The 26088-nt window shown below is 68.5% G+C and carries 24 protein-coding genes and 2 pseudogenes; 20 read left to right on the top strand and 6 right to left on the bottom strand.

Features of this window, described 5'->3' with window-relative positions; all coding sequences use genetic code 11:
* The first annotated feature begins 3 nt into the window (after positions 1 to 3).
* The 4 genes from ACIQF0_RS17580 (at position 4) to ACIQF0_RS17565 (ending at position 3696) form a co-directional block, all read left to right on the top strand.
* Entirely contained in the window at positions 4 to 927 is a 924-nt protein-coding gene (locus ACIQF0_RS17580) for an ABC transporter permease (RefSeq protein ID WP_360045961.1), read from the top strand.
* A 6-nt stretch (positions 928 to 933) separates the two neighbouring features.
* The gene (locus tag ACIQF0_RS17575) at positions 934 to 1932 is read left to right on the top strand and encodes an ABC transporter ATP-binding protein (RefSeq protein WP_360045959.1); all 999 of its coding nucleotides are present in this window, start codon (positions 934 to 936) and stop codon (positions 1930 to 1932) included.
* Complete coding sequence (locus ACIQF0_RS17570) at positions 1929 to 3035, top strand: ABC transporter ATP-binding protein (RefSeq protein ID WP_401030550.1); 1107 nt, start codon at positions 1929 to 1931, stop codon at positions 3033 to 3035. Before ACIQF0_RS17575 ends, ACIQF0_RS17570 begins: the two co-directional genes overlap by 4 nt.
* 79 nt (positions 3036 to 3114) lie before the next feature.
* On the top strand, positions 3115 to 3696 hold the full coding sequence (locus tag ACIQF0_RS17565) for a helix-turn-helix domain-containing protein (RefSeq protein WP_360045955.1): 582 nt from the start codon (positions 3115 to 3117) through the stop codon (positions 3694 to 3696).
* 20 nt (positions 3697 to 3716) lie between these two features.
* Here the strand turns inward: ACIQF0_RS17565 and ACIQF0_RS17560 are convergent.
* Positions 3717 to 4136, bottom strand: a pseudogene (locus ACIQF0_RS17560) (DedA family protein); the annotation flags it as partial.
* A gap of 330 nt (positions 4137 to 4466) precedes the next feature.
* On the opposite strand from ACIQF0_RS17560, the gene ACIQF0_RS17555 reads away from it, so the two are divergent.
* From ACIQF0_RS17555 to ACIQF0_RS17545, 3 genes and pseudogenes are all read left to right on the top strand, one after another.
* The gene (locus ACIQF0_RS17555) at positions 4467 to 6035 is read left to right on the top strand and encodes a discoidin domain-containing protein (RefSeq protein ID WP_401030548.1); all 1569 of its coding nucleotides are present in this window, start codon (positions 4467 to 4469) and stop codon (positions 6033 to 6035) included.
* Positions 6036 to 6064: 29 nt separating this feature from the next.
* Positions 6065 to 7183, top strand: a pseudogene (locus tag ACIQF0_RS17550) (MFS transporter); the annotation flags it as partial.
* Between the two features lie 11 nt (positions 7184 to 7194).
* Positions 7195 to 8142 carry a hypothetical protein gene (locus ACIQF0_RS17545; protein WP_401030546.1) on the top strand — a complete coding sequence of 316 codons (948 nt, stop codon included), beginning with the start codon at positions 7195 to 7197 and terminating at the stop codon, positions 8140 to 8142.
* Here ACIQF0_RS17545 and leuA read toward each other — a convergent pair.
* Positions 8132 to 9955, bottom strand: a complete 1824-nt coding sequence (gene leuA, locus ACIQF0_RS17540) for a 2-isopropylmalate synthase (RefSeq protein WP_401030545.1) — start codon at positions 9953 to 9955, stop codon at positions 8132 to 8134. The genes ACIQF0_RS17545 and leuA overlap by 11 nt on opposite strands.
* A gap of 719 nt (positions 9956 to 10674) precedes the next feature.
* Here leuA and ACIQF0_RS17535 point away from each other — a divergent pair.
* Genes ACIQF0_RS17535 through ACIQF0_RS17525 form a run of 3 tightly spaced genes read left to right on the top strand, consistent with a single transcriptional unit; the run spans position 10675 to position 11787 of the window.
* Positions 10675 to 10971 carry a hypothetical protein gene (locus ACIQF0_RS17535; RefSeq protein WP_360045945.1) on the top strand — a complete coding sequence of 99 codons (297 nt, stop codon included), beginning with the start codon at positions 10675 to 10677 and terminating at the stop codon, positions 10969 to 10971.
* A gap of 18 nt (positions 10972 to 10989) precedes the next feature.
* Positions 10990 to 11277, top strand: coding sequence for a hypothetical protein (locus ACIQF0_RS17530; RefSeq protein WP_330271566.1), 288 nt, complete (start codon positions 10990 to 10992; stop codon positions 11275 to 11277).
* Positions 11278 to 11286: 9 nt separating this feature from the next.
* Complete coding sequence (locus tag ACIQF0_RS17525) at positions 11287 to 11787, top strand: NUDIX domain-containing protein (protein ID WP_093594499.1); 501 nt, start codon at positions 11287 to 11289, stop codon at positions 11785 to 11787.
* Here ACIQF0_RS17525 and ACIQF0_RS17520 read toward each other — a convergent pair.
* Together ACIQF0_RS17520 and ACIQF0_RS17515 are read right to left on the bottom strand one after the other, a co-directional pair.
* On the bottom strand, positions 11773 to 12333 hold the full coding sequence (locus ACIQF0_RS17520; protein ID WP_401030542.1) for a nitroreductase family protein: 561 nt from the start codon (positions 12331 to 12333) through the stop codon (positions 11773 to 11775). The two genes, ACIQF0_RS17525 and ACIQF0_RS17520, sit on opposite strands and share 15 nt — an antisense overlap.
* Positions 12333 to 13556, bottom strand: a complete 1224-nt coding sequence (locus tag ACIQF0_RS17515) for a hypothetical protein (RefSeq protein ID WP_360045939.1) — start codon at positions 13554 to 13556, stop codon at positions 12333 to 12335. The genes ACIQF0_RS17520 and ACIQF0_RS17515 overlap by 1 nt, the downstream gene beginning before the upstream one ends.
* A gap of 104 nt (positions 13557 to 13660) precedes the next feature.
* Between ACIQF0_RS17515 and ACIQF0_RS17510 the strand changes: the two genes are divergently transcribed.
* From ACIQF0_RS17510 to ACIQF0_RS17480, 7 genes are read left to right on the top strand one after another with little or no spacing between them, the layout of a single operon-like run.
* Entirely contained in the window at positions 13661 to 14926 is a 1266-nt protein-coding gene (locus ACIQF0_RS17510) for an aspartate kinase (protein WP_360045937.1), read from the top strand.
* Positions 14923 to 15987 carry an aspartate-semialdehyde dehydrogenase gene (locus ACIQF0_RS17505; RefSeq protein ID WP_360045935.1) on the top strand — a complete coding sequence of 355 codons (1065 nt, stop codon included), beginning with the start codon at positions 14923 to 14925 and terminating at the stop codon, positions 15985 to 15987. The genes ACIQF0_RS17510 and ACIQF0_RS17505 overlap by 4 nt, the downstream gene beginning before the upstream one ends.
* A gap of 44 nt (positions 15988 to 16031) precedes the next feature.
* Positions 16032 to 16595, top strand: a complete 564-nt coding sequence (locus ACIQF0_RS17500; protein ID WP_360045933.1) for a hypothetical protein — start codon at positions 16032 to 16034, stop codon at positions 16593 to 16595.
* Positions 16592 to 18064 (top strand): ADP-ribosylglycohydrolase family protein, encoded by a 1473-nt coding sequence (locus ACIQF0_RS17495; RefSeq protein WP_401030539.1) that lies wholly within the window; start codon positions 16592 to 16594, stop codon positions 18062 to 18064. Before ACIQF0_RS17500 ends, ACIQF0_RS17495 begins: the two co-directional genes overlap by 4 nt.
* 8 nt (positions 18065 to 18072) lie before the next feature.
* Positions 18073 to 19479, top strand: coding sequence for a gluconokinase (locus tag ACIQF0_RS17490; protein ID WP_401030537.1), 1407 nt, complete (start codon positions 18073 to 18075; stop codon positions 19477 to 19479).
* 38 nt (positions 19480 to 19517) lie between these two features.
* Positions 19518 to 20708 carry an MFS transporter gene (locus tag ACIQF0_RS17485; protein ID WP_401030535.1) on the top strand — a complete coding sequence of 397 codons (1191 nt, stop codon included), beginning with the start codon at positions 19518 to 19520 and terminating at the stop codon, positions 20706 to 20708.
* Positions 20705 to 21880: an MFS transporter gene (locus ACIQF0_RS17480; protein ID WP_401030533.1), complete on the top strand. Its 1176-nt coding sequence runs from the start codon at positions 20705 to 20707 to the stop codon at positions 21878 to 21880. Before ACIQF0_RS17485 ends, ACIQF0_RS17480 begins: the two co-directional genes overlap by 4 nt.
* On the opposite strand, the gene ACIQF0_RS17475 is transcribed toward ACIQF0_RS17480, so the two are convergent.
* Entirely contained in the window at positions 21856 to 22908 is a 1053-nt protein-coding gene (locus tag ACIQF0_RS17475) for an alpha/beta hydrolase (RefSeq protein ID WP_360045924.1), read from the bottom strand. The two genes, ACIQF0_RS17480 and ACIQF0_RS17475, sit on opposite strands and share 25 nt — an antisense overlap.
* Positions 22909 to 22973: 65 nt before the next feature.
* On the opposite strand from ACIQF0_RS17475, the gene ACIQF0_RS17470 reads away from it, so the two are divergent.
* The 3 genes from ACIQF0_RS17470 (at position 22974) to ACIQF0_RS17460 (ending at position 24547) form a co-directional block, all read left to right on the top strand.
* Positions 22974 to 23549, top strand: a complete 576-nt coding sequence (locus ACIQF0_RS17470) for an NADPH-dependent FMN reductase (protein WP_319976083.1) — start codon at positions 22974 to 22976, stop codon at positions 23547 to 23549.
* Between the two features lie 83 nt (positions 23550 to 23632).
* A complete protein-coding gene (locus tag ACIQF0_RS17465) occupies positions 23633 to 24055 on the top strand; it encodes an organic hydroperoxide resistance protein (protein ID WP_360045922.1) in 423 nt (140 codons plus the stop codon).
* Between the two features lie 15 nt (positions 24056 to 24070).
* Positions 24071 to 24547, top strand: coding sequence for a Dps family protein (locus ACIQF0_RS17460; protein ID WP_093594463.1), 477 nt, complete (start codon positions 24071 to 24073; stop codon positions 24545 to 24547).
* Positions 24548 to 24604: 57 nt separating this feature from the next.
* Here ACIQF0_RS17460 and ACIQF0_RS17455 read toward each other — a convergent pair whose 3' ends face one another.
* Positions 24605 to 25555 carry a BtrH N-terminal domain-containing protein gene (locus ACIQF0_RS17455; protein WP_401030531.1) on the bottom strand — a complete coding sequence of 317 codons (951 nt, stop codon included), beginning with the start codon at positions 25553 to 25555 and terminating at the stop codon, positions 24605 to 24607.
* Positions 25556 to 26088 lie beyond the last annotated feature (533 nt).

The raw sequence follows: 26088 nt of genomic DNA, 5'->3' as shown, positions 1-26088 counted from the left end.
CCGGTGGCACTTGGAGTGACCAAGAAGGACAAGATCGACGGCCTCGCCGAGACCGCGGGTGTCTCGCTCGCGGCCAGCGCGTGGAAGCGGCTCAAGCGCAGCCCGGTGTTCCTGATCGGCGCGACGATCATCGGCATCTTCGTCGCGGTCTCGATCCTGTCGCCGTGGCTCGCGCCGCACGACCCGGCCACCCCCATGCTGATCGACCAGGTCATCAAGGCGCGCAACGAGATCCCGCCCGCGCAGCCGGGCCACCCGCTCGGTGGCGACCTTCAGGGCCGCGACTTCCTGTCGCGCCTGCTGATCGGCTCCCAGCAGACGTTGATCGTCGGCATCGGCGCGACGATCATCGGCCTGTCCGGCGGCCTGATCCTGGGCACGCTCGCGGGTGCGATCGGCGGCTGGGTCGACTCGCTCGTCATGCGCGTCGTCGACGTCATGCTCTCGCTGCCGTCGCTGCTGCTGGCGTTCTCGATCGCGGCGATGTTCGCGCGGCCGAGCCAGTTCACCGTGATCCTCGCGGTGGCGATCGTGCAGATCCCCGTGTTCGCCCGGTTGCTCAGAGGCTCGATGCTGGCGCAACGGCACAGCGACCACGTGCTGGCGGCGACCGCTCTGGGCGTGAAGAAGGGCGCGATCGTGTTCCGGCACATGCTGCCGAACTCGCTCGGCCCGGTGATCGTCCAGTCCACCCTGGTGCTCGCCACGGCGATCATCGAGGCGGCCGCGCTGTCGTTCCTCGGCCTCGGCAACCCGGACGACCGGACGCCGGAGTGGGGTCAGATGCTCGGTGACGTGCAGAAGGTGTTCGACACCCATCCGCACCTCGCCGCGTGGCCCGCGATCTGCATCATCATCGTCGCGCTCGGTTTCACGCTCATGGGCGAGACCCTGCGTGAAGCCCTCGACCCGAAGAACAGGCGGTGAGTCGTCGTGGCACTGCTCGAAGTACGTGACCTCTCCGTCGTGTTCCAGCGCAAGGGCGAAGAGCCGTTCCGCGCGGTCGACGGCGTCAGCTTCGACGTGGAGCCCGGCCAGACGGTCGGGCTCGTCGGCGAGTCGGGCTGCGGCAAGTCCGTGACATCGTTGGCGATCATGGGTCTGCTGCCCAAGCGCGGCGCCCAGGTCTCCGGCAGCGTGACCTACGACGGCACGGACCTGCTGAAGCTGTCCGACAAGCAGATGCGCGACAAGCGCGGCAGCGAGCTCGGCATGGTCTTCCAGGACCCGCTGTCCTCGCTCAACCCCGTCGTCCCGATCGGCATCCAGGTCACCGAGGTGCTCGAACGGCACCGCGGCATGCCTCGCAAGGAAGCCATGATCGAGGCGAAGAACCTGCTCGACAAGGTCGGCATCCCGGACCCGAACCGGCGGCTCAAGGAATACCCGCACCAGCTCTCCGGCGGTATGCGGCAGCGCGCTCTCATCGCGATCGCGCTCGCGTGCCGGCCGAAGCTGCTGATCGCGGACGAGCCGACGACGGCGCTGGACGTGACCATCCAGGCCCAGATCCTGTCGCTGATGAAGGAACTGGTGCAGGACCTCGGCACCGCGCTCGTGATGATCACCCACGACCTGGGTGTCGTCGCCGGCCTGTGCGACGAGGTGAACGTGCTGTACGGCGGCAAGGTGGTCGAGAAGGCCATGCGGCACAAGCTCTTCGCCGAGCCGCGCCACCCGTACACGCACGGCCTGCTGGCCTCGATCCCGCGCCTCGACGCCGCTCGGCACTCGAAGCTGACGCCGATCAAGGGTTCCGTCGCGGACAACATCCCGTGGGCGAGTGCCTGCGCGTTCGCACCCCGGTGCCCGAACGCGCTGGACATCTGCCGCACGGAGACCCCTGCGGAAGAAGACCAGCTGGGTCGCCTGCTCCGCTGTCACAACCCGGTGGTGCCGGGAACTCCCGCCACCGAGGAGGTGCCGGTATGAGCGAGACCCTGGTTTCCGTGCAGGACATGAAGGTGCACTTCCCGATCAAGCGGGGCGTGTTCATGGACCGCAACGTCGGCTACGTCTACGCGGTCGACGGCGTCGACCTCGAGATCAAGCGCGGCGAGACGTACGGCCTCGTCGGCGAGTCGGGTTGCGGCAAGTCCACCCTCGGGCGGGCGATGCTGCGGCTCAACGAGCCGACCGCGGGCAAGATGGTGTTCGACGGGCAGGACTTCTCCGAGCTCAAGGGCGAGGACCTGCGCAAGATGCGGCGCCGGATCCAGATGGTGTTCCAGGACCCGCTGTCCTCTTTGGACCCGCGGCAGTCCGTGGAGTCCATCCTGATCGAGGGCCTGCGGGCGCACGGCCTGGACAAGGGCAAGGAGTCGACCAACAAGCGGCTCCGCGAGCTGCTCACGGCCGTCGGCCTGCCGACCACGGCGCTGCGCAAGTACCCGCACGAGTTCTCCGGTGGTCAGCGGCAGCGCATCGGCATCGCGCGGGCGCTGGCACTGGAGCCGGACCTGATCGTCGCCGACGAGCCGGTGTCCGCGCTGGACGTGTCGGTGCAGGCGCAGGTCGTGAACCTCATGGAGGAGCTCCAGGAGCAGTTCGGCCTGACCTACCTGGTGATCGCGCACGACCTCGCCGTCGTGAAGCACATCTCCGACCGCGTGGGCGTGATGTACCTCGGCGGCCTGGTCGAGGAGGCCTCCTCGGAGGACCTCTACGCCGAGCCGCTGCACCCGTACACGCGGGCGCTGCTGTCGGCGATCCCGGTGCCCGACCCCGTGGTCGAGGACCGGCGTGAGCGGATCCTGCTCGCGGGCGACCTCCCGTCGCCGGCGAACCCGCCCAGCGGCTGCCGGTTCCACACCCGGTGCCCGTGGCGGCAGGCGACGAAGTGCGACACCGAACGTCCCGTGCTGCGTGAGCTCAAGCCGGGTCACAAGGTGGCGTGCCACTACGCCGAGCAGATCCGGTCAGGCGAGATCCAGGCGCACGAGGTGAAGCCGATCCTGGTGGAGGAGGACGACGGCCTGTCGCCCGACGTCCCGCTCGTGGGACCGGCTTCGGTGACCGAAGCGCTGAACCCGTAGTACTCGTTCTCCGGCCGGGGCCACCTCACTTCGAGGTGGCCCCGTTCGTTTCTCCAGGGCCGTCCGCTGTTCTCGGTGGATGGACAGTCGTGGCTCGATCCTTCTTCGCGCGGCGGAGATCGCGTCGGTCGACGGCCTTGAGGGCGTCACGATCGGGCGGCTCGCGGTCGAGCTCGGCATGAGCAAGAGCGGGGTCTTCTCGCACTTCGGCGCCAAGGAAGAACTGCAGATCTGCACCGTGCACACGGCGGCGGAGATCTTCGCGCACGAGGTCGTGATGCCGGGCGGTGGGCTGCTGGACCTCGCCGACCGCTGGCTCGACTACTCGAAGCGCCGCGTGTTCCCCGGAGGCTGCTTCTTCGTGGTGACCCGCTCGGAGTTCGCCGCCCGCCCCGGCCGCGTGCGCGACGCGTTGATGCTCTTCAACCTGCGCTGGATCTCACTGCTGGAACGGCTGTGCGGCGACGCCCAGATGGCGTTCGAGGTGGACGCCCTGCTGGCGGCGGCGGACCGGTTCGCGGTGCTCTACGACGACGCCTCGGCGTACGAGAGAGTGCGGCTGGCGTTGCGCGCACGGATCGCCATGCCGACCGGGATGGAGATGAGCGTGGCCACGGCGAACGACAACAGCATCGCGAGCCACGCCTCGTCGACGAGCTGACCGCCGATGTACCCGACGGTGGCGGGGTAGAGGCTCCACAGCGCCGACCCGAGCGCCGCGACCGGCACGAACCGCCGCAGCGGCCACCGCAGCGCGCCCGTCAGCAGTGCCCCGACGATGCCGCCGGCGGGCAGGAACCGCGCCGCGATGAGGATCGTCTCGCCCTTGGTTGCGAGCTGGTCGGCCGTCCACACGACCATGGCCCGCGCCTTGGTGTTCTTGTTGACCTTGTCGAGGGCCCGCATCCCCATCCGGCGCCCTGCGGTAAAGTTGATCAAGTCGCTGACCAGGCAACCAGCCGCGGCGACGAGAACCACCAGGTACAGCGGCACCTCACCGGACGCGGCCAGGACACCGGCGCCGATGAGCACGGCCTCCGTCGGTGCCAACGGCACGACGGCGACCAGGAACAGCACTACGAGGCTGGCTGCGGTGCTCATGATCGGTGAACGTACGTGACCCAGGTGAACAATCCCGACCTGGGTGTTTCTTCAGCGTGCCCACAGGAACCACACACGGCTCCGCCGAACGGCCCCGTCCGTTGCCCGAAAGGGCATGACTGGGCGTGACGCGCGTCGTTCGCGCGGATGACTCGCGGTGCCGCCTGCCAGGTGTGATGCAGGTCATGTGCCCTCTGGTGTCCCTGTCCGGGGTTGGTGCCCGGCTTCTGCCGTTGGCCTGCGCGTTCGGCCGCCGTTAACGTCCGAACTCAATTGGAAAGCTTGTTTACCAATCCTTCGAACCGCCGCCCTTCGCCCAGGAGGAACGAAGTGATCAAAAAGCACACCAGAGCTGGTGTCGCCATAGCCCTGTTCGCGCTGGTGGTCCCTCAGATCGCAGCCTCAGGCACGGCTAACGCGGCTGATTCCCTGCTTTCCGCCAACAAGCCCACCACCATCTCGTCGGCAGAGGCCGAGACCTTCGGCGGCGCCAACGCCGTCGACGGCAACTCGACCACCCGCTGGGCGAGTCTCGAAGGCGTCGACCCCCAGTGGATCGCCGTCGACCTCGGCGCCACGGCCACCATCTCCAAGGTCAAGCTCAACTGGGAGGCCGCGTACGCCTCCGAGTACAAGATCCAGACCTCGGCCGACGGCTCGACGTGGAGCACCAAGAAGACCCTCACCGGTCAGAACGGTGGCGTCGACGAGACGAGCCTGACCGCGTCGGGCCGCTACGTGCGGATCTACGGCACCAAGCGCGGCACCGCCTACGGCTACTCGCTCTTCGAGCTGGAGGTCTGGGGCAGTTCCGGCGGTGGTGACACCTCGGCGCCGACCGCGCCGTCCGGGCTCGCGAGCACCGGCACCACGTCGAGCTCGGTCAGCCTGCAGTGGACGGCCGCGTCCGACAACATCGGCGTGACGAGCTACGACGTCCTGCGCAACGGCAGCGTCGTCGGCACGCCCACCGGCACCACGTTCACCGACAGCGGGCTGGCGTCCGGCACGGCGTTCACCTACACCGTCAAGGCCCGTGACGCGGCCGGCAACCTCGGCCCGGCGAGCAACTCGGTGCAGGCGACCACGCTGCCAGCGGCGCCCGGCGACACCATCACGGTCGTCGCCGCCGGTGACATCGCGTCGCTGACGAACACCGAGCACTACGAGACGGCGAAGCTGATCGACCAGATCAAGCCGAACCACGTCCTCACGGTCGGCGACAACCAGTACGACAGCGGCACGATCGCGGAGTTCAAGGCGCACTACGACAAGTCGTGGGGCAAGTTCAAGAACATCACGCACCCCGCGACCGGCAACCACGAGTGGGAGGACAACCTCAACGGTTACAAGTCGTACTTCGGCGCCCAGGCCTTCCCGAACGGGAAGCCGTACTACAGCTGGGAAGCCGGTGACTTCCACTTCGTGTCGTTCGACTCGCAGAAGCTCTACGACACCGGCGCCGACTCCACGCAGCTCAACTGGTTGAAGGCCGACCTGGCCGCGAACACCAAGGCGTGCGTCGTCGGCTACTGGCACCACCCGAGGTTCAACTCGGGCGAGTACGGCGACAAGTCCGTGATGGCCCCGGTGTGGAACGCGTTCGCGGACGCCAAGGCCGACCTGGTGCTCAACGGTCACGACCACCACTACGAGCGGCTGAAGCCGCTGAACAAGAGCGGTGCGGTCGACGAGGCCAACGGTCTGCGCGCCGCGATCGTCGGCATCGGCGGTGACTACCTGTACGACAACGTCAAGCCGCGCACGGGTGTCGAGAAGTGGTTCGCGGACTCGCACGGCGTCGTGAAGTTCACCCTGTCCGGTCGCTCCTACTCGTGGGAGGTCATCGACACGGCGGGCAAGGTGCGCGACAAGGCCGGTCCCTACAACTGCCGCTAGTCGTGTCTGACCGTTGATCGGAGGCCGTCGTGTACATCGCAACCGCAAGGCAAGCTCCGGCTTCTGGTGGCACCGGCAGGATCGCGGGCAACGTGCTCGCGCTGGGCGCGGTGTCCCTGCTCACGGACGTCTCGTCCGAGATGGTCACCGCCATCCTGCCGCTGTACCTGGTGCTGGGGCTGGGGTTCTCCCCGCTGCAGTTCGGTGTGCTCGACGGCATCTACACCGGTGTGACGGCACTGGTTCGCGTTGTCGGTGGTCACGCTGCGGACCGCTGGCAACGGCGCAAGTTCGTGGCCGGTCTCGGGTACGGGATCTCGGCGCTGGGCAAGCTCGGCCTGCTCGCCGCCGGGACCTCGGCCACCGCGATGGGGCTCGTGCTGGCCGGGGACCGGACCGGCAAGGGCTTGCGCACCGCGCCGAGGGACGCGCTGATCACGTTGAGCAGCGAGCCTTCGGCGTTGGGACGTGCCTTCGGTGTCCATCGAGCGATGGACACCGTGGGCGCGTTCCTCGGCCCACTGCTGGCGTTCTGTCTCTTGTGGACGCTTCCGGCTCGTTACGACGTGGTGTTCGTGGTGAGCTTCTGCTTTGCGGCACTGGGCTTCCTGGTGCTCGTGCTGTTCGTGCGTGATCACCGGGACGTGCTGCCACGCGTCGCGGTGTCGCTGCGGTCGGCGTTCGGATTGTTGCGGTCCAGGCCGTTCCGGCGGGTCTGCCTGGTCGCGTGCGGGCTCGGGTTCCTGACGCTCGGCGACGGGTTCATCTACCTGTTGCTGCAGAAGAAGCTCGACGTCGAGCTCGCCTACATCGCGTTGCTGCCCCTCGGCACGGCCGGCGTGTACCTGCTCGCCGCCGTGCCGCTGGGCTCACTGGCCGATCGCGTGGGCCGGTGGCGGATCTTCCTGGTCGGGCATCTCGCGCTGCTCGGCGCGTACGTGCTGCTGGCAGGTGTTTCCGGGATTTCCCTGCTCATCGGTGTTCTGGTGCTGCACGGCCTGTTCTACGCGTGCACGGACGGCGTGCTGATGGCCGTCGCCGGACCGATGATCCCCGACGAGCTGCGCACGTCCGGTCTGGCCCTGCTCCAGACCGGGCAGGTGCTGGCCCGTGCTACCTCTTCCGTGCTGTTCGGCGCTCTTTGGACGTGGTTCGCTTGGTGAGGATCCTGATCGTCGTACTTGCTGTGATCGCGCTGGGCGCGGGCGCCACCGCCTACGCCCTGCGCGCTCCGGACGCTGTTTCCGTCGCCGTGGAGCAGGGGCCGGTCGAGTTGTCCTCCGGACGGCTGCTGTTCGTGGACGACGTGAGCGGCAAGGTGGCCTCAGTGCCGCTGACCGACCCGACCGGTCCGCGCAGGCTCAGTTCGTTGTCCTGCAAGCGTTTCTACACGGCGGCCGGGCAGGGGCTGTGCCTTGCGGACGCCTCCGGCCCGTTGCCGGGCGCGACCGCCGTGTTCGTCGATCGCGGGCTGGCCGAACGCCGCCGCGTGGAGGTCGACGGCGTCCCGAACCGCGCCAAGCTGTCGGCGGACGGGCGGATGGCGTCGTGGACGACGTTCGTCACCGGCGACTCGTACTCGCAGGCCGGCACGTTCTCGACGCGTACGGCGATCCTCGACACCGAGACCGACGTGTACTCCAGCAACATCGAGGGGACCCGGATCGCCGGCGTGAAGACGGTCAACGACATGAACTTCTGGGGCGTGACCTTCAGTTCCGACGACCGCACCTACTACGCGACGATGAGCAGCGGCGGGAAGACGCACCTGATCCAGGGCGATGCTTCCGACGAGTCCGCGAAGACGTTGCGGGAGAACGTGGAATGTCCGTCGCTCTCGCCGGACGGCAAGCGGGTGGCGTTCAAGAAGCGCGTGCTCGGCGACGGCGCACGCCCGTGGCGGCAGCACGTGCTGGACCTGACCACGATGGTGGAGACACCGCTGGCCGAGACCCGTGGGATCGACGACCAGGTCGTGTGGCTCGACAACGACACCATCGCCTACGGCCTGCCGGGTGAGGGCATCTGGGCCGTGCAGGCGAACGGGGAGGGCGCGCCGCGGCAACTCGTGCCGCACGCGTCCTCCCCGTCCCTCGCTATCGGTTAGCGCGGTTGATCGCGGAGACGATCGCGCGGAACGACGCGGCGACCGTGGAGCTGTCGATGCCCACGCCCCACAGCACGCGGTCGCCCACAGCGCACTCGACGTAGGCGGCGGCGCGGGCGTCGTCACCGGCGGACAGCGCGTGCTCGGCGTAGTCCAGCACCCGCACGTCGTAGCCCACCGAGGCGAGCGCGTCGACGAAGGCCGCGATCGGACCGTTGCCCGAGCCGGTGATCTCCTGCTCGTCGCCGTCGATCAGCAGCGTCGCGGTGATCTCCTCGCGGCCGCTGCCGTCCGAGGAAGCCTTGTGCTTCAGCAGGTACAGCGGCACCCGGCCGTGCAGGTACTCGTCCGCGAAGGCGTCCCACATCTCCTTCGGGTTGATCTCGCCGCCCTGCGTGTCGGTGACCTCCTGAATCACCTTCGAGAACTCGATCTGCAGGCGCCGCGGCAGGTCCAGGTGGTGCTCCTGCTTCATCAGGTACGCCACGCCGCCCTTGCCGGACTGCGAGTTGACCCGGATGACGGCCTCGTAGTTGCGGCCGACGTCCTTCGGGTCGATCGGCAGGTACGGGACCTCCCACAGGAAGTCGTCGACGTGCTGCCCGGCCTCCTTGGCGTCGGCCTCCAGGGCCTCGAAGCCCTTCTTGATCGCGTCCTGGTGGGAACCGGAGAACGCGGTGAAGACCAGGTCGCCGCCGTACGGGTGGCGCTCGGGCACCGGCAGCTGGTTGCAGTACTCGACGGTGCGCCGGACCTCGTCGATGTCGGAGAAGTCGATCTGCGGGTCGATGCCCTGGCTGAACATGTTCATGGCCAGCGTGACCAGGCAGACGTTGCCGGTGCGCTCCCCGTTGCCGAACAGGCAGCCCTCGATGCGGTCCGCCCCGGCCAGGTAGCCCAGCTCGGCGGCCGCGACACCGGTGCCGCGGTCGTTGTGCGGGTGCAGGCTCAGGATGATCGCCTCGCGGTTGTCGAGGTTCCTGCTCATCCACTCGATGCTGTCCGCGTAGACGTTCGGCGTGGCCATCTCGACGGTCGCCGGCAGGTTGATGATCAGCGGCTTCTCCGGCGTGGGCTGGATGACCGCGCTGACCGCGTTGCAGACCTCCAGGGCGTACGACAGCTCCGTGCCCGTGTAGGACTCGGGGGAGTACTCGTAGCGGAAGTCGGTCTCCGGGTAGTCCTGCTCCTGCTGCTTGGCGAACTTCGCGGCGTCGGTGGCGATCTTCTTGATGCCGTCGCGGTCCGAGCGGAAGACCACCCGGCGCTGCAGGATCGACGTCGAGTTGTAGAAGTGGACGATCGCCTTGTTCGCGCCCCGCAGCGACTCGAAGGTCCGCGCGATCAGCTCTTCGCGGCACTGGGTCAGCACCTGGATCGTCACGTCGTCCGGCACCGCGCCGTCCTCGATGATCTCCCGGACGAAGTCGAAGTCCGTCTGGGACGCCGCGGGGAAGCCGACCTCGATCTCCTTGAAGCCCATGCGGACCAGCAGGTCGAACATCTTGCGCTTGCGCGCGGGCGACATCGGGTCGATCAGGGCCTGGTTGCCGTCCCGCAGGTCCACCGCGCACCACAGCGGGGCCTTATCGATCTTCTTCGTCGGCCAGGTGCGGTCCGGTACGTCGATGACCTCGACCAGCTCGCTGAACGGGCGGTAGCGGTGGAACGGCATGCTGCTGCCCAGCTGGCGGTTCCAGGACTGTTGCGTGTCCGGGGCCGGGCGGGAGGGCTTGCGGATCCGGCTCGTGCCCGAGGTGTAGGCGTCAGCCGACTCGAACGCGGTGGTGGTGAAGGCCTCGTCTGAGGTCATGATTTTTGTGCTCCTGCGGGTCGTTTACGGGAACGACCGGCGGCAACGCTGAGGCCCGCGACGGGGGGCCGGTCTGATCAGACCCCGTCACGGCAGCGAAGCAGGAGGGAACGCCACACGTCGGACAGAGTAGTCACAGATCGGGGCGGGATGGAAACTCAGGGACCGGATCGTGGGATCCGCCGTGTCGCGGGCGCGTCGGTTTTGTGGGTCGTCCCCCGGTTGCGTTGGCGGCTGCGCGTTGCGAGTTCGTAGGTGGTTGGGTTGAGGGCGTTCTGTGGCGGCTGATTCCTGGGGCTCCGCCCCAGACCCCGCCAATCTGATCAAAAGCCGGGGTCTACGCCATGCGCGGGTTGATGGCACGCCTGTTGCGTTGGGCGGAGGCGCGTTGCTTTGTGGGGCGCGTTGGTGGGGTGGCTTCGTCACGAGTCGAGCCAAGAGCGGGCCACATGCGAGGAGGGGTGTCAACTCGACGAAAAGCGTGTCGAGTTGACACCCCTCCTCGCATGCAGCAAGAGCTGTGGCACGACTCGTGACGAAGCCACCCCACCCGGACCGCACGGTAAAGACGGCTCGCCTTCGGCTTCGTGGCTGCCGCTGGTCCAGTCGGCCGCGTCGTTGCGCGGAACGGCGCAACCGGTTGATACGTGCAGGTCACGATTGCTGAAGATGGTGACTTTGCAAGTTTTGACGCGCGCGTACCCGGGAAAAGTTCATGTATGTCCAGATTACGTACCACCAGTGGCCGCGGCACGGCTTCCCGCGTGATCAGCGGCATCGGCGCGCTCTTCGCATTCATCGAAGTGCTGTACATCCTGATGATCGTGTTGGGCGCGAACCAGGCGAACGCGTTCTTCAAGTTCATCCAGTCCCTGGCCGAGCCCCTTGCTCTGTTCTTCCCGGGTCTCTTCAACACTGGCAACTACAACCTCGACGTCTTCCTCAACTACGGTCTTGCCGCCGTGTTCTGGCTGGTCGTGACCGGATTGCTCGCGCGTGCGGTGTCACGCTACTGAGTAGTAGATTCCGGCGGTATGCGGACGCGTGTGGTCGGTATCGCCGCCGGAGTTGTCAGTTGGGTCGGCCTCGCGCTGGCGGTCGTGCTCGTCGTTCACGTCGTGCTCACCGTCGGCGGGGCCAACCCGGACAACCCCATCACCAGTACGGTCAAGTCCCTGGCCGAGCCGTTGGCGCTCGCGTTCAGGGACCTCTTCTCGCCCGAGGACGCCAAGTTGCGAGTGATCGTCAACTTCGGCCTCGCCGCCCTGTTCTGGCTGGCCGTTCGAGCGATCGTCATTAAACTCGTGAGGCGCCTGAACTAGGTTCGAAGCATGGCGCGCGACGACTTCTGCAACAGCTGTGGCTCTCAGTACGCCGACACGGCCGCGTACCCGCGAAGGTGCGCCAGTTGTGGGCACATGGTGTGGGCGAATCCCTCTCCGGTCGTGGTGTTGCTCGTCCCGGTGAAGGACGGGCCGCGGACCGGGCTGCTCACCGTGCGGCGGGCGATTCCGCCGGTCGGCGAGCTGGCGTTCGTCAGCGGGTTCATGGATCGCGGTGAGTCCTGGCAGCAGAGTGCCGTGCGCGAGCTTGAAGAAGAAGCCGGCGTGCGCATCCCGCCGGACGACCTGCGGCCGTTGCACTTCGTGTCCACGCCGGATGGCGGAACGGTGCTGATGTTCGCCACCGCGCCCGCGATCAACGCCGAGGACATGCCGCCGTTCGTGCCCAACGACGAGGCTTCCGAACGGGCGATCATCTTCGAGTGCGTGCCGTTGGCCTTCCCGCTGCACAACGACGTCGCGACCAAGTACTTCTCAACTGAACTCTGACTGACCCCAGGTACCGGTGAAGACCGTCTCGGACAGCGGCAGGCGCCGGCGTTCCCGCTGTTCGCGGGCCTGAAGGTCCTCCGGGAGGTCGGCGAGCGAGCCGTGCCGTCCGAGGGCCATGGCGACCAGCGGGCGAACGTCGCCAGGCATGCCGAACGCGGCGTGCGCGGCTGCTTTGTCGAAGCCGCCCATCATGTGCGCGATCAGGCCGAGGTCGACGGCCTGGAGCGCCATGTTCTCCATGGCGAGGCCCAGGCCGAACTCGACGTTCGGGATGTCGCCGCGGTCGTCGGTGGTGAGCACGCAGCCGATCAGCAGCACCGAGGCGCGGGGTGCCCAGGTCTTGTTGCCGCGCGTCAGGGTCTCAACGATCGCGTCGAACGTCGGCGTGCCGCGGTGACCCGCCACGAACCGGGCCGGTTGGCTGTTGCCGTGCGACGGGGCCCAGCGGCCCGCCTCCAGCACGGTGCGCAGCTCGTCGGCGGAAACCGTTGCGTCAGCGGAGAAAGCGCGAGGACTCCAGCGCTTCGAGATCAGCTCGTTCATCAGATCGCATACTGCCAAACGGCCAGGGAGTAGGCGCCGAACCACGCGCTGAACAGCGTCGCCATGCCCAGGACCGTCAGGACCGTGGACGGACGGCGCCGCGCCAGGACCAGAGCCAGGGGAAGCAGCAGGGTGAACGCGGGCAGCAGCAGGCGGGCCTTCGAGTTCATCAGGCCGTTCGAGCCGAGGTCCATGGCCAGGACGCCGATGCCGTAGACGATCAGCGGCCACTCCAGGCGGCGCTGGAAGGCGTAGAAGACCAGGACGATGGCCAGCACCAGCAGCCAGACCGTGCCGGTCTCGAGGATCGAGCGCGGGTTGCCGAGGTGGCCCCAGGCGAACTCCCAGGTGGCCGCGCCGCCGTCGAACTTCGAGCCCCAGCCCCGTTGCTGCACGCCGAACCAGCCCATGAGGTCGCCGGTGCGGACGGCCACCCAGCCCAGGTAGCCGAGCAGGCCCAGCGGTGCGACGACGCCACCGGCCCAGGCCCGCCAGTCCTTCCTGTCGGCGATCACCGCGACCAGCGCGGCCAGGCCGACCGCCACGATCAACGCCGCCGCGGTCGGGCGGACCAGGCCCGCCGCCGCGCAGCAGACACCGGCGAGGATCCAGCGCTTCTTGACCACGCCCACCAGGGCCCAGACGGCGAACGCGCAGAACGTCGCCTCGGAGTAGGTCATCGAGAGCACGACGGCCATCGGGGACGCGGCGAACAGCGTCACGAAGATCAGGCCCGTGCGGTTCGAGCCGTCGCGGACCACCCGGCCGAGGACGAACAGGCCGTAGGCGCAGAAGACACCGCTGATCAGGCTGACCGCGAAGGCCGCGCCGATCACGTCCACGCCCGGCAGGCCGTCGACCCACCTGATCAACGCCGGGTAGCCCGGGAAGAACGCGAGCGGGGTCTCGGCGGTGCGCCGGCCGAACGCGTCGTACGGGGGTGACGGGACGCCGTTGTAGCCGCCCGTCGCGATGCCGAGGAACCAGTCGCCGTCCCACGACTTCAGGTTGTCGACCGAGGTGTCGGCCTTGCCGGTGAGCTTGTTCTGGTACTCGACGACCAGCTGCAGCACGAACAGACCGACCTGGCGGACGATCAGGTAGATCAGCGCGGGAGCCGTCCAGAGCGCGGCCGGATGTCTGAGCGCCTCGGCCGTCCGTGAGCGCGCACTGCTCTCCTGCACGGCTGCTGGGGCCTCCACGACATCGGCACTCGACGACACCCGGACAGAGTAGTCACGCGCGTCACGGCTCCAGAGTCTCACCAGGTGGTCCGGGTAGGCTGCCTTCGACGTGGGGTTTTAGTCGCGCGAAGGAGGTCAGGTCGGTGGCGCTCGTCGTCCAGAAGTACGGCGGTTCATCGGTTGGAAGCGCCGAGCGGATCAAACGCGTGGCCGAGCGCATCGTCGCGACCAAGAAGGCGGGGAACGACGTCGTGGTCGTCGTGTCCGCCATGGGTGACACGACTGATGAGCTGCTCGATCTCGCCCGCCAGGTCTCGCCGGTGCCGCCCGCGCGTGAACTCGACATGCTCCTCACCTCCGGTGAGCGCATCTCGATGTCACTGCTCGCGATGGCGATCAACTCGCTCGGTGCCGAGGCGCGCTCCTACACGGGCTCGCAGGCCGGCGTGATCACGACGTCGGCACACGGCAAAGCGCGGATCATCGACGTGACACCGAGCCGGATCCAGGACGCGATGGCCGAGGGGGCGATCGTGATCGTGGCGGGCTTCCAGGGCGTCTCCCAGGACTCGAAGGAGATCACGACGCTCGGCCGTGGCGGCAGCGACACCACAGCGGTGGCGCTCGCGGCCGCGACCAAGGCCGACGTGTGCGAGATCTACACCGACGTGGACGGCGTCTACACCGCCGACCCGCGCATCGTGCCGAACGCGAAGAAACTCGACACGATCACGTACGAGGAAATGCTCGAGATGGCCGCCTGTGGCGCCAAGGTGCTGATGCTCCGCTGCGTGGAGTACGCCCGGCGCTACAACGTGCCCGTGCACGTCCGCTCTTCGTTCAGCAACAAGACCGGAACCATCGTGTCCGGTTCAGTGGAGGACCTTCCCGTGGAACAGGCGATGATCACCGGCGTCGCGCACGACCGGTCCGAGGCCAAAATCACCGTGACGGCAGTTCCCGACCACCCCGGCATCGCGGCCAAGATCTTCCGCGTCGTGGCGCAGTCGGAACTCGACATCGACATGGTCGTGCAGAACGTCTCGCAGGCCGCCTCCGGCCGCACGGACATCACGTTCACGCTGGCCAAGGTCGACGGCCCGCGTGCGGTGGCCGCGCTGGAGAAGGCCCGCGGCGAGATCGGGTTCGACCAGGTCCTCTACGACGAGCACGTCGGCAAGGTGTCGCTGATCGGCGCGGGCATGCGCTCGCACCCCGGCGTCACGGCGACGTTCTGCGAGGCGCTGGCCACGGCCGGCGTCAACATCGACATCATCTCCACCTCGGAGATCCGCATCTCGGTCATCTGCCGCGACACCCAGCTCGACGACGCCGTCCGTGCCCTGCACGACGCGTTCGACCTGGGCACCGACGAAGAGGCCGTCGTTTACGCAGGGACTGGACGATGACCGCCCCCGTTCTCGCGCTGGTGGGCGCGACCGGTGCCGTGGGCACCGTGATGATCGACATCATCAACACCCGTTCCTCCGTGCCGTGGGGCGAGATCAGGCTGATCGCGTCCCCGCGCTCGGCGGGCAAGAAGATCAACGTGCGTGGCCAGGACGTCACGGTCATCGCTCTGTCGCCCGAGGCGTTCGACGGCGTCGACATCGCGATGTTCGACGTGCCGGACGAGGTCAGCGCCGAGTGGGCGCCGATCGCCGCCGAGCGCGGTGCCGTCGCGATCGACAACTCCGGCGCGTTCCGGATGGACGCCGACGTGCCGCTGGTCGTGCCGGAGGTGAACGCGGACAAGATCAACGATCGTCCGCGCGGCATCATCGCGAACCCGAACTGCACGACGCTGTCGATGATGGCGTCGCTGGGCGCGCTGCACCGCGAGTTCGAGCTCAAGGAACTCGTCGTGGCCTCCTACCAGGCCGCTTCCGGTGCCGGTCAGTCCGGCATCGACCGCCTGTACGCCGAGATCGCGGCGCTGGCGGGCAAGGAGGCGGGTGTGTCCGCGGGTGATGTGGCCGAGGCGCTCGCCGCCGCCGGTCTGTCCGCAGAGGACTCGCCGTTCCCGGCTCCGCTGGTGCTGAACGTGGTGCCGTGGGCCGGTTCGCTCAAGGACGGCGGCTGGTCGTCCGAGGAGCTGAAGGTCCGCAACGAGGCCCGCAAGATCCTCGGCATCCCGGACCTGAAGGTCTCCGCGACCTGCGTCCGTGTCCCGGTCGTCACGACCCACTCGCTGTCCGTCCACGCGACGTTCGCCCGCGAGATCACGGTCGAGGCCGCGCACAAGATCTTCGAGTCGCAGCCGACGATCGTGCTGGTCGACGACCCGGCCGCGCAGAAGTTCCCGACGCCCGCGGACACGGTGGGCGAGGACCCGACGTACGTGGGCCGCGTGCGTCAGGCGCTGGACTTCCCGAACACGCTGGACTTCTTCGTGTGCGGCGACAACCTGCGCAAGGGTGCCGCGCTGAACACCTACGAGGTCGCGGAAGAGCTCGCGAAGCGCCTGTAGATCGTCGCTCCTGTCGCCGTCGGGCCCGGTAGGGTCTGACGGCGATGGGGGAGATCGAGTGGGTGAGGCCGCCTCGGCTCGCAGAGGTCGTGGCCGCCTATCAGGGTTTCGCTTTCGGCGCGGGTGTCCGAACAGGACTCGTCGGCCAACTGGTCGCGTGTTCGGCGGAGGATCCGGCCGCCGCCCTGGCGCAGTGGGCGTCCGAGCCTGCCGTCCAGCCCGACCTGGTGTCCTGGCAAAGTGCCCGTGACCTGGTCAAGAACAGCTATCGCGGCAAGATCAGGTCACAGGGGTCCGGTGCGTTGATCTGGGCGTTGCCCGCCGCCGCGCAACGGCTCGGCGAGGACCGGATCCGCGAGTTGGTCGAGCTCACCCACGGTCCGGACTCCGCGGCCGCCGACTCCGTGATCATGCTGGCCTCGCACCTCTTCACGCCGTCGAAGCTCGAGCCACCGGACGCTGACGTCTTCACGGCCGCGGGTGCGCTGGCGCAGGCCGTTCGTGGTGAGGGTCGTGGGGTCGCGCGGGCCATCGCGGGCGCACTGGAAGGCGGACCCGAGCACGAAGTCCGGCTCGTCGCCGAAGAGCTGTACCGGAGGTCCTGGTGAGGGCGTTGGCTCCGATGGAACAGCTCCTGCACGAGCACGAAGACAACGTGAACGGCTTCGGGCACCACGCCGCGCACGGTGAGCTGCTCATTCCCGGCGAAGTCCTGATGAGCGACCGCGAGGTCCTCGACGTCTACACGGACGAGTCCCGGCTGCCGGCGGGCGTCGAGCAGTGGATCCGCCTGCCGTTGCACACGGTCCTGAGCAGGCTCATCTCGAGCAAACCGAAGCTGCACTTCAACCCGGGTCTGCCGTTCGAGGCCGAGTTCGACTTCGTGGAACTGGCCGACGCCGCCGCGCAGCACATGCGGATCTGCGGATGCGGGGAACGGCCGACCGCCACGCGGGAGGCCAGCCGCTGGGTCGACGGCGAGGGCCGCCGGTTCTTCGTGGTTCCGCACAAGGACAGCTCGCGGCTGCGCGGCTGCCTGATCGGGGGCGCGATCGGTGACGCGCTCGGTGCGAACACCGAAAACCTGCCGATGGAGGTCGTCTACGAGCGCCACGGGCCGGACGGCATCACGGACCTGCCCGAGAAGCCGGACATCACCGACGACACGCAGATGACGCTGTTCACGTTCGAGGCGATCATCCGGTCGCACGTGCGGCAGCGGATCACCGGCGAGCGTGAGATCACCGGCATCACCCAGAACGCCTACCAGCGTTGGCTGCACACGCAGAAAACGCCGTGGGACAAGGCCCGTGGCATCCATTCCACTGTGGATGAACCGGACGGCTGGCTCGTCTCGCACCAGGAACTCTTCCGCATGCGGGCGCCGGGACTCACCTGCACGAGCGCGTTGCAGGAGTACGCCCGCACCGGCGAGCAGGCCACGATCACCAAGCCCGTCAACAACTCCAAGGGTTGCGGCGGCGTCATGCGGGTCGCGCCGGTCGCTCTCGTCGACGACGATCCGATGGTCGTGTTCGCGCTGGCGGCGGCCAACGCGGCACTGACGCACGGCCACCCGAGCGGCTACCTGTCGGCGGGCGTGTTCGCCGTGCTGGTGCACCAACTGTTGCGCGGCAAGGGTTTGCCGGACGCGTTGGACGTCGCCGTCGACTCGCTCGTCCGGCGCGAAGGCCACGAGGAGGTCGTCGCGGCCATCGAACACGCCGTCGAACTCGCGGCACTCGGCTCACCGAGCGTGGCGCGCGTCGAGGAACTCGGGCGTGGCGGTGTCGGCGACACCGCGCTCGCCATCGCGTTGTACTCGGTGCTGGTCACCGACGATCCGAACGACGCGTTGCTGCTCTCGGTCAACCACGGCGGCGACAACGACTCGACGGCGTCCATGTGCGGCAACCTCGCCGGCGCGTTGCACGGCGTCGAGAAGATCCGCCCGGACTGGGTCGAGCGCGTGCAGTTCCGCGAGGTCGTCGACCGGATGGTGGCGGACTGGGAACTGGAGACCAGCCAAGCCGCGCCGGTGGGACAGGAGTGGTTCGTCCGGTATCCGCCGTCCTAGGGTGGGTCATGCTCGTTCTCGCGGTGGACCTAGGCACGACGGCGACCAAGGTCGTGGCGGTGGACGCGCAGGCTCGTGTCGTCGCGTCGACCGAACGCGCCTATCCCATGCGCACCAGTGGTCTCGAAGCCACGCACGACCCGCGGCAGGTGCTCGACGCCGCGTTCGACGCCATCCGCGAACTGGCTTCGGAGGACGTTCGCGCGATCGCGTTGACCGGCGCGATGCACTCGATCATGGGCCTGGACGCCGGCCTGACGCCGGTCACGGACGCCCTGAGCTGGGCCGACAACCGCGCGGTCGAGCAGACCGAACGCCTGCGGGGCACGGCAGAGGGACGTGAACTGCACCAGCAGACCGGTGCGCCGATCCACTCGTTCACGCCGCTGATGAAGCTCGCCTGGTTCCACGAGAACGGCATCCGCGCCGCGAAGTGGTGCGAGATCAAGGACTTCGTGCACCTGCACCTGACCGGCTCGTTGATCAACGAGCACTCGTCGGGCTCCGGCACGGGCCTGATGAACATCCACACCCTGCAGTGGCACGAGCCGTCGCTGGAGTTCGCCGGAGTCACCGCGGACCAGTTGCCGCCGCTGGTCGAGCCCACCCACTCGACGCCGCTGACCGCCGAGATCCCAGGACTGCGGCCCGGCATTCCGGTGATCGTCGGCGGTGGTGACGGGCCGTTGGGCAACCTCGGCGTCGGCGCGGCCACCCCGGGAGCCGGCGCGGTCTCGCTCGGTACGTCGGGCGCGCTCCGCGTGGCGCAGCAGGGGCCTGGTGTCGACGAAGAGGGCCGCACCTTCAGCTATGCGATCGGCGAGGGCCTGTGGGTTCGTGGCGGCGCGATCAGCAACGGTGGCGTGGTCGCCCAGTGGGCCGCGGAGACGTTCAACGTCCCGGTCGGCAAGCTTCTCTCCCAGGCTGCCGACGTCGACTCCGACGGGCTCGTCGCGCTGCCGTATCTGCTGGGCGAGCGTGCGCCGTGGTGGGATCCGACCGCGCACGCCGCGTTGCTCGGCCTCCGGCGCGAACACACCCCTGCGCAGATCACCAAGGCACTGGTCGAGGGGGTGTGTCAGCAGTTGGCGCTCGTGCTGGACGCTGTGCCGCAGGTCGACTCGCTGAGGATCACCGGCGGTGCGTTCCGCGCCCCGATCTGGGCCCAGACGCTGGCGAACACGCTCGGCATGCCGTTGCACCTCACCGAGGACAGCGGCGGTTCGGCCGTGGGAGCTGCTTTGCTGGCATGGCGGGCGCTGGGTGAGATCGAATCGCTGACCGTCGACCTCGTGCAGCCGACGCAGACGATCACACCGGACGAGGACGCCATCGAGAGGTACGCGAACGCACGGCCGTTCGTGGTGAAGGCGTACCGGGCGCTGGAAGAGCTGTACGGCGAATCACATCGTTAGCAAAGAAAACCTTTTGCCATCCGCGTGAGGATGGCTGTGTGGACCTCGCCCCCTTCAAGCACGTGCTGATGCTGCCCAGAGTCCGTCCGTTCGCACTGCTGATGTTCTTCGCGAGGATGCCTCCGGCGGCGACCGGCGTGATCCTGACGCTGCACGTCGCGGTCACGCTGGACCGGGGCTACGGCGCGGCGGGCCTGGTCGGGGCGGCGGGCACGATCGGCATGGGGCTGGGCGCTCCGCTGATGGGCAGGCTGATCGACGAACGCGGCCTGCGGTCGATGCTGGCCGTGAGCGTCACGGCCTCGGCGGCGTTCTGGCTGACGGCGCCGCTGATGGGCTACTGGACGTTGCTGGTGACGTCGTTCTGCGTCGGGCTGCTCGGCGTGCCGATGATGTCGATCGGACGGCAGGTCATCACCGCGCTCGTGCCGGAGAGCCGGCGCCGGGTCGCGTTGTCGGTGGACTCGATCTCGGTCGAGCTGTCGTTCATGGGCGGGCCCGCGCTCGGCGTGTTCGTCGCGACGAAGTTCTCCACGAACGCCGCGCTGCTGTTCATCGGCGGCTCGATCCTGGTCGCCGGAGTGTTCCTGTACTGGGCGAACCCGCCGATGGTGCACGAGGACGAGGTCGTCGACGGGCCGCAGCCCCGCGTGTTCGAGTGGATGCGCGGGCGGATCGTCGGCGTGCTGGTGGTGTGCGTCGGGGCGACGGTGTGCCTCGGCGGCATGGAGGTCTCGGCGATCGCGTCGCTGGAGCACATCGGCAAGCAGAGCTGGCTGGGCGCGGTGTTCTTCGCGATGTGCGCGGCGTCGATCGTGGGCGGCCTGGTCTACGGCGGCGTGAAGAGGGTGCCGAGTGTCCTGGTGTTGCTCGTGCTCATGGCCGCTCTGGAGATTCCGGTGGGTCTGGGCGATGGCAACGTGCTGCTGCTGTGCCTACTCCTCGTGCCGATGAACCTCATGTGCGCTCCGTTGATCGCTGCCTCTGGTGAGCGCATCAGCAGGCTCGCGCCTCCCACCGCTCGTGGCCTGGCTCTCGGTCTGCAGGGGTCGGCGTTCACCGTGGGCAACGCGATCGGCCAGCCGCTCGCCGGTGTCGCGGTCGACCGGGGTGGCGCTCCGGCGGGGTTCGCGATCGTCGGCGTGGTCGGGCTGCTGGTCGCGGGCGTCGCCTGGCTGCTCGCCCGGCAGAGCAAACCGGTTGCCACCGGGGTGACGATGTCCTCGTGAACCTCGCCCCGTTCAAGTCGGTCCTGGCGCTGCCGGGGGTTCGTCCCCTGATGCTGCTGATGCTGTTCGCCAGGATTCCCCCGACGGCGGCGGGCGTGACGGTGACGCTGCACGTCGTCACCACGCTCGACAAGGGCTACGCGGCGGCCGGCACGGTGGGTTTCGCGACCATGATCGGCCTCGGCTTCGGGTCGCCGTTGATGGGCAAGCTGGTCGACAGCAAGGGCCTGCGGTTCGTGCTGGCGCTCAGCCTGCTCGAAGGCGCGTTCTGGCTGACGGCCCCGCTGATGGACTACTACGTGCTGCTCGTGCTGGCGTTCGCCAACGGGCTCGTGGCGGTGCCGGTGATGTCGATCGGGCGGCAGGCGCTCACCGCGATCGTGCCCGAACCCCAGCGCAGGCCCGCGTTCTCGCTGGACTCGATCTCGGTCGAGCTGTCGTTCATGGTCGGGCCCGCGGCGGGCGTGCTGATCGCGACGAAGTTCTCGACCGGCACCGCGCTCGTCGTGATCGGCCTGGCGATCCTGACCGCGAGCGCGGTGCTTTTCGCCGTGAACCCGGTGCTGCTGCACGAGGACGATGTCATCGAGGGCTCGCCTCCCCGGCTGCGGGAGTGGCTGCGCGGGCCGATGATCGCCGCGTTGATCATCCCGTTCGGCGCCACGATGGTGTTGTCCGGCATGGAGATCTCGGCGATCGCCTCGCTGGAGCGCACGGGTCAGCAGAGCTGGCTCGGGCTGATCTTCTTCGTGATGTGCGCGGCGTCGGCGCTGGGCGGGCTCTTCTACGGAACTCTGCGACGCGTGCCGACCGGCGTGGTCCTGCTGGCCTGCATGGCGTTGCTGGAGATACCGGTCGGCCTCGGCGACGGCAGCGTGTGGCTGCTGGCGCTCGCGTTGATCCCGATGAACCTGGCGTGCGCGCCGACGATCACGGCGTCGTCCGAACTGATCGCCAAGAGTGCGCCGCCGACGGCTCGCGGGCTGGCTCTCGGGCTGCAGGGATCCGCGTTCACGTTCGGTGTCGCCGCTGGTCAGCCGCTCGCGGGGGTTGCTGTGGACCACAGCGGACCCCCGCTCGGCTTCCTCGTCGCCGGCGTGGCCGGGCTCGTGATCGCGGGCCTCGGCTGGGCGTTCTCGCGGCAGCGTCAGGCGGTCTCGGCCACGTCCTGAGCGGAGTTGGCCAGCGCGAGGCCCGTGCGGAGCGCGCCCACCGCCTCGGACACGGCCTCGCGGAAGATCCCGCCGACGCCGAGCACGTTCGCGAAGCCGTGGAACAGGCCCTCGTGCCTGCGCAGCACCACCGGCACGCCCTCGGCGGCCAGCCGTTCCGCGAAGGCCTCGCCCTCGTCGCGCAACGGGTCGTAGCCAGCGGTCGCGATGTAGGTCGGGGGCAGCTTCGACAGGTCCTCGGCCAGCATGATCGACAGGCGGGGGTCGTGCCGGTCCTTGCCGCCCTCGCTGTACTTGTCGAGGAACCAGTCCATCTTCTCGTCGGTCAGGAAGAACCCGTTGCCGAAGATCTCGCGGGACCGGCGGCGCACCGACGCGTCCACGCCGGGGTAGAAGAGCAGCAGGAACGCCAGGTCGATCTCGGCGGCGTGCGCGGTCACCGCGGCGAGGTTGCCGCCCGCGCTGTCCCCGCCGAGCGCGATCCGCTTCGGGTCGATGCCCAGGTCCTCGGCCTTGGCGATCGCGTACCGCAGCACCTCGGCGGCGTCGTCGGCCGCGGCCGGGAACCGGGCCTCCGGGGCGAGCCGGTAGTCGGCCGCCAGCACGCGGACCCCGGCCTCCCTGGCGAGGAAACGGCACAGGTTGTCGTGGCTGTCGAGGCTTCCGGTCACCCAGCCGCCGCCGTGGTAGAAGATCAACAGCGCTGAGCCGCTCGCGAGGCCGTCCGGCGTGTACAGGCGCCCGGCGAACTCCCCGATCGTGAGCTCCCGCGCACCCACCCCGGTGATCTTCGGGCCGGCCACGAGCTTCGAACTCAACTCCAGGTCCAGTCGGCTCTCGGATGCTGTCTTCGTGCGCCACTCCGTCCCGGACAACTGCTGGAGCCTGAGCAGCAGCTGCGCCTCGGGGTGCAGGTCCTGGCCGTCCAAACGGATCGGACTGCCGGCGATGAGGCGGCGCACAGGGCCGGGGAGACCGAACGCGAAGCGCAGAGCACCGGCCATCACGGCCGCCTGGAAGTTCGACATGTGTTGCAGGTTACTCGCGAGTAGTGCTGGATCTCCAGGTATCTGGAGGTGGAAGGATCGTTGTCATGACGGTGACGGTGGTGGGCATCGGGGGCTCGATCAGGTCCGACTCGCAGTCCGAGCGGGCGCTGCGGGTGGCCCTGGAGGGCGCGCGCGAACTTGGCGCGCAGACGATCCAATACAGCGGCCCTGACCTGGTGCTTCCGTTCTACGACCCGTCGGTGCCGGACCGCACGGACATCGCCATGAAGATGGTCGAGGACCTGCGCAGGTGCGACGGCGTGATCGTCGTGTCGCCCGGCTACCACGGCACCGTGTCCGGCCTGGTCAAGAACGCCCTCGACTACATCGAGGACCTCCGCGACGACGACCGCCCGTACCTGGACGGCCGCGCGGTCGGCACCATCACCGCCGCGTACGGCTGGCAGGCCGCGGTGAACACGCTCGCGGCAGTCCGCTCGATCGTGCACGCGCTGCGCGGCTGGCCGACGCCGCTGGGCGCCGCGATCAACTCCGCGCAGGTCAAGTTCGACGGCGATGGTGCCTGCTCAGACGCCGACGTCGACCGGAACCTGCGGGTGATCGGCCGCCAGGTCGCCGAGTTCGCGCTCCGGCAGGCGTCTCAGTTGGACGTGAACTGAGTCACGACGGGGCATTTAAGTCGTGCGCGATGCGTTCTCCCTCAGTGAAAGGCAATTAGCCCACTGACTCAAGGGAGAGCGGAATGGAAGCGCTGTACACGGCTGAGGCGACTGCTTACGGCGAAGGCCGCAACGGCGAGGTTCGCTCGTCCGACGGTGTGATCGACGAGGTCCTGTCGGTCCCCAAGGAGATGGGCGGCCCCGGCGGCGACGCGACCAACCCGGAGCAGCTGTTCGCGGCCGGTTACTCGGCTTGCTTCAACTCCGCTATCGCAGCCGTCGCGCGCGCCGGGAAGATTCAGGTCCCGTCTTCTGAGGTAACCGCCAAGGTGGGGATCGGCTCCAACGGCGCCGGCGGCTTCCAGCTCGCCGTCGAACTCGCGGTGAAGATCCCCGGACTCGACCAGGCGGTCGCGGAGAAGCTCGTCGAGCAGGCCCACCAGGTCTGCCCGTACTCCAACGCGACGCGCGGCAACATCGAGGTGGCGCTCACCGTCACCGTCTAGGAGGCGCGTTTCACCATGGCCAAGAACCCGATCACCAGCCCACTGGCTGACGCCGACCGCGACGCGGTGGGCAAGATCCTGCAGGCGACGCTCGTAGACCTCGTCGACCTGTCCCTGATCGGGAAGCAGGCGCACTGGAACGTGATCGGCAAGAACTTCCGCAGCGTCCACCTTCAGCTCGACGAACTGGTCGTACTGGCACGCAACGCCGCCGACCAGGTAGCCGAGCGAGCGGCCGCTCTCGGCGTCACGCCGAACGGCACGGCGAAGACCATCGCCGCGTCGTCCGGCGTGCCCGAGATCGCGTCCGGCTGGCTGAAGGAGGACCAGGTGGTCGAGTCGATCACGACTTCCCTGGCGTCGCTGATCTCCCGCATGCGCACCCGCATCGACGAGACCGACAAGCCCGACCTCGTCACCCAGGACCTGCTGATCGGCATCACGCAGGAGCTGGAGCAGGCGCACTGGATGTGGCAGGCGCAGTCGGCCTGACAGCCGAGTCGGCCTGACCCGGCCTGACAGCTCAGTCGGCTCAGTCGGCCTGACAGCTCAGAGCATCAGCTGACGGATGGCCCGTTCCTCGATGGAACGGGCCTCGTCCACTTTCCTGGCCAGTTCGTCGTAGTCGCCACCGTTGGCGATCTCCGACCAGAGCGCGCCCGACGCCCGGAACTCCTGCGCCCCGGGCAGCCCGGCTTCTTCGAGGAACTCGGCGTAGAGCGGCCGGGTAGCGCCCGGCGCCGTGTACTCGACCTCCAGGCAGTCGCGCAGCCTCTGCCTCACGAACCCGGGATCGTCGGCCCAGCGCTGGGACCAGCCCTTCTTCCCCTTGTCGCGCAACTGCTCCGCGAGCTTGCGCATGCCGGAGAAGCCGAAGTTCACGTCGAAGTTGTTGCCCAGCACCGGCCCGGTGAGGTGCTCGCACGTCATCCGCACGGCCGCAGCGACGTCCGGCTCGCCCGTCCGCTCGCCGATGCTGATCATCTCGTGCCTGCCCTGCCCCCAACTCGCCATGAACGCGCCGAGCGGCTGCACGTGCGTCCCGTGGTTGTGCACGGTGACCACGTCGCCGTCCGCTCCCAGCACCCCGACCGGGTGCTTCTCCTTGCCCAGCAAGCAGATCACCGGCCCGTCGGCCGCCCGCAACTGCTGCTCGGCCTTGCGCGCCGACGTGGTGCTGGTGACGTCGTGCGCGATGCCGGCGTGCGCGAGCGCGGTCGGGATGAACGGCGCGGGGTGATGCCGCGCGACGATCGTCATCGTCGGCGTGTGCCCCTTGTACTCGAACACGAAGTACATGAACCCGATGCCGCCGCCCAGCCCGGCGAGCATCGCCTCGGACCACTCGTCGTCGAGCATCTCCCGCAGCAGCCAGGAGTCGTGCATCTGCCCGGTCGGCCGCGCGTCTTTCAGCACGTGCCTGCGCGCGGTGGTGTACGACTCGCCGGTGCGCTCCATCCGGGCGCGAACCAGGCGCTTGAACGACTTCTGCTCGGTCATGGCGTGCCTCTCACGGACGCGCTGGAGCCGTTCCCCACGCCTGACTCCGCTCGTCCGGGCTGCGTTCGTGCACACGACTGACACGACTGACCGGCGCCGGAAGGACAGGAGTCCCCTTTGCCTCCGCAACGCCGGCCAGCGTGGGTGACCGATCAGGAGGTGAGGCGCTCGGCAGCGCCGTCACCCATGCTACTGCGGGCGTCACCGCACGACGAGCGCTCCGCAGCCGTCCTGGGCAGCCGTCCTCGCAGCCATCCCGAGACCGCCTCCCAGGGTTCATCGCCGACGATCTCCGGAGCCGGCGTCGGCCGTTCCGAGGTCGTCTCCGGCCGTGTCGCTCCGGCCGTGTCGCATCAGCCGTGTCGCTCCAGCCGTGTCGCTCCAGCCATGTCGCACCGGCCAGGTCGCCGTGCCACACCGGCCATGTCAGCGTGGCCAAGCGCCGTGCACACCGCTCCCCGCGCGATTCCTCATGACGCAACGCGCGGATCCCGGATTTGGTTCCCGCTCTGTCCACAGGCTACCCGAGTTCG

This window comes from Lentzea sp. NPDC092896, from assembly GCF_044754905.1.
Taxonomy (GTDB): domain Bacteria; phylum Actinomycetota; class Actinomycetes; order Mycobacteriales; family Pseudonocardiaceae; genus Lentzea.
This window is presented reverse-complemented; position numbering and strand designations above follow the sequence as displayed.

Coding starts and splice junctions, on each gene's coding strand:
- ACIQF0_RS17570 (WP_401030550.1), top strand. CDS start 1,929: ATGAGCGAGACCCTGGTTTCCGTGCAGGACATGAAGGTGCACTTCCCG.
- ACIQF0_RS17565 (WP_360045955.1), top strand. CDS start 3,115: ATGGACAGTCGTGGCTCGATCCTTCTTCGCGCGGCGGAGATCGCGTCG.
- leuA (WP_401030545.1), bottom strand. CDS start 9,955: ATGACCTCAGACGAGGCCTTCACCACCACCGCGTTCGAGTCGGCTGAC.
- ACIQF0_RS17535 (WP_360045945.1), top strand. CDS start 10,675: ATGTCCAGATTACGTACCACCAGTGGCCGCGGCACGGCTTCCCGCGTG.
- ACIQF0_RS17530 (WP_330271566.1), top strand. CDS start 10,990: ATGCGGACGCGTGTGGTCGGTATCGCCGCCGGAGTTGTCAGTTGGGTC.
- ACIQF0_RS17525 (WP_093594499.1), top strand. CDS start 11,287: ATGGCGCGCGACGACTTCTGCAACAGCTGTGGCTCTCAGTACGCCGAC.
- ACIQF0_RS17520 (WP_401030542.1), bottom strand. CDS start 12,333: ATGAACGAGCTGATCTCGAAGCGCTGGAGTCCTCGCGCTTTCTCCGCT.
- ACIQF0_RS17505 (WP_360045935.1), top strand. CDS start 14,923: ATGACCGCCCCCGTTCTCGCGCTGGTGGGCGCGACCGGTGCCGTGGGC.
- ACIQF0_RS17500 (WP_360045933.1), top strand. CDS start 16,032: ATGGGGGAGATCGAGTGGGTGAGGCCGCCTCGGCTCGCAGAGGTCGTG.
- ACIQF0_RS17490 (WP_401030537.1), top strand. CDS start 18,073: ATGCTCGTTCTCGCGGTGGACCTAGGCACGACGGCGACCAAGGTCGTG.
- ACIQF0_RS17475 (WP_360045924.1), bottom strand. CDS start 22,908: ATGTCGAACTTCCAGGCGGCCGTGATGGCCGGTGCTCTGCGCTTCGCG.
- ACIQF0_RS17470 (WP_319976083.1), top strand. CDS start 22,974: ATGACGGTGACGGTGGTGGGCATCGGGGGCTCGATCAGGTCCGACTCG.
- ACIQF0_RS17465 (WP_360045922.1), top strand. CDS start 23,633: ATGGAAGCGCTGTACACGGCTGAGGCGACTGCTTACGGCGAAGGCCGC.
- ACIQF0_RS17460 (WP_093594463.1), top strand. CDS start 24,071: ATGGCCAAGAACCCGATCACCAGCCCACTGGCTGACGCCGACCGCGAC.
- ACIQF0_RS17455 (WP_401030531.1), bottom strand. CDS start 25,555: ATGACCGAGCAGAAGTCGTTCAAGCGCCTGGTTCGCGCCCGGATGGAG.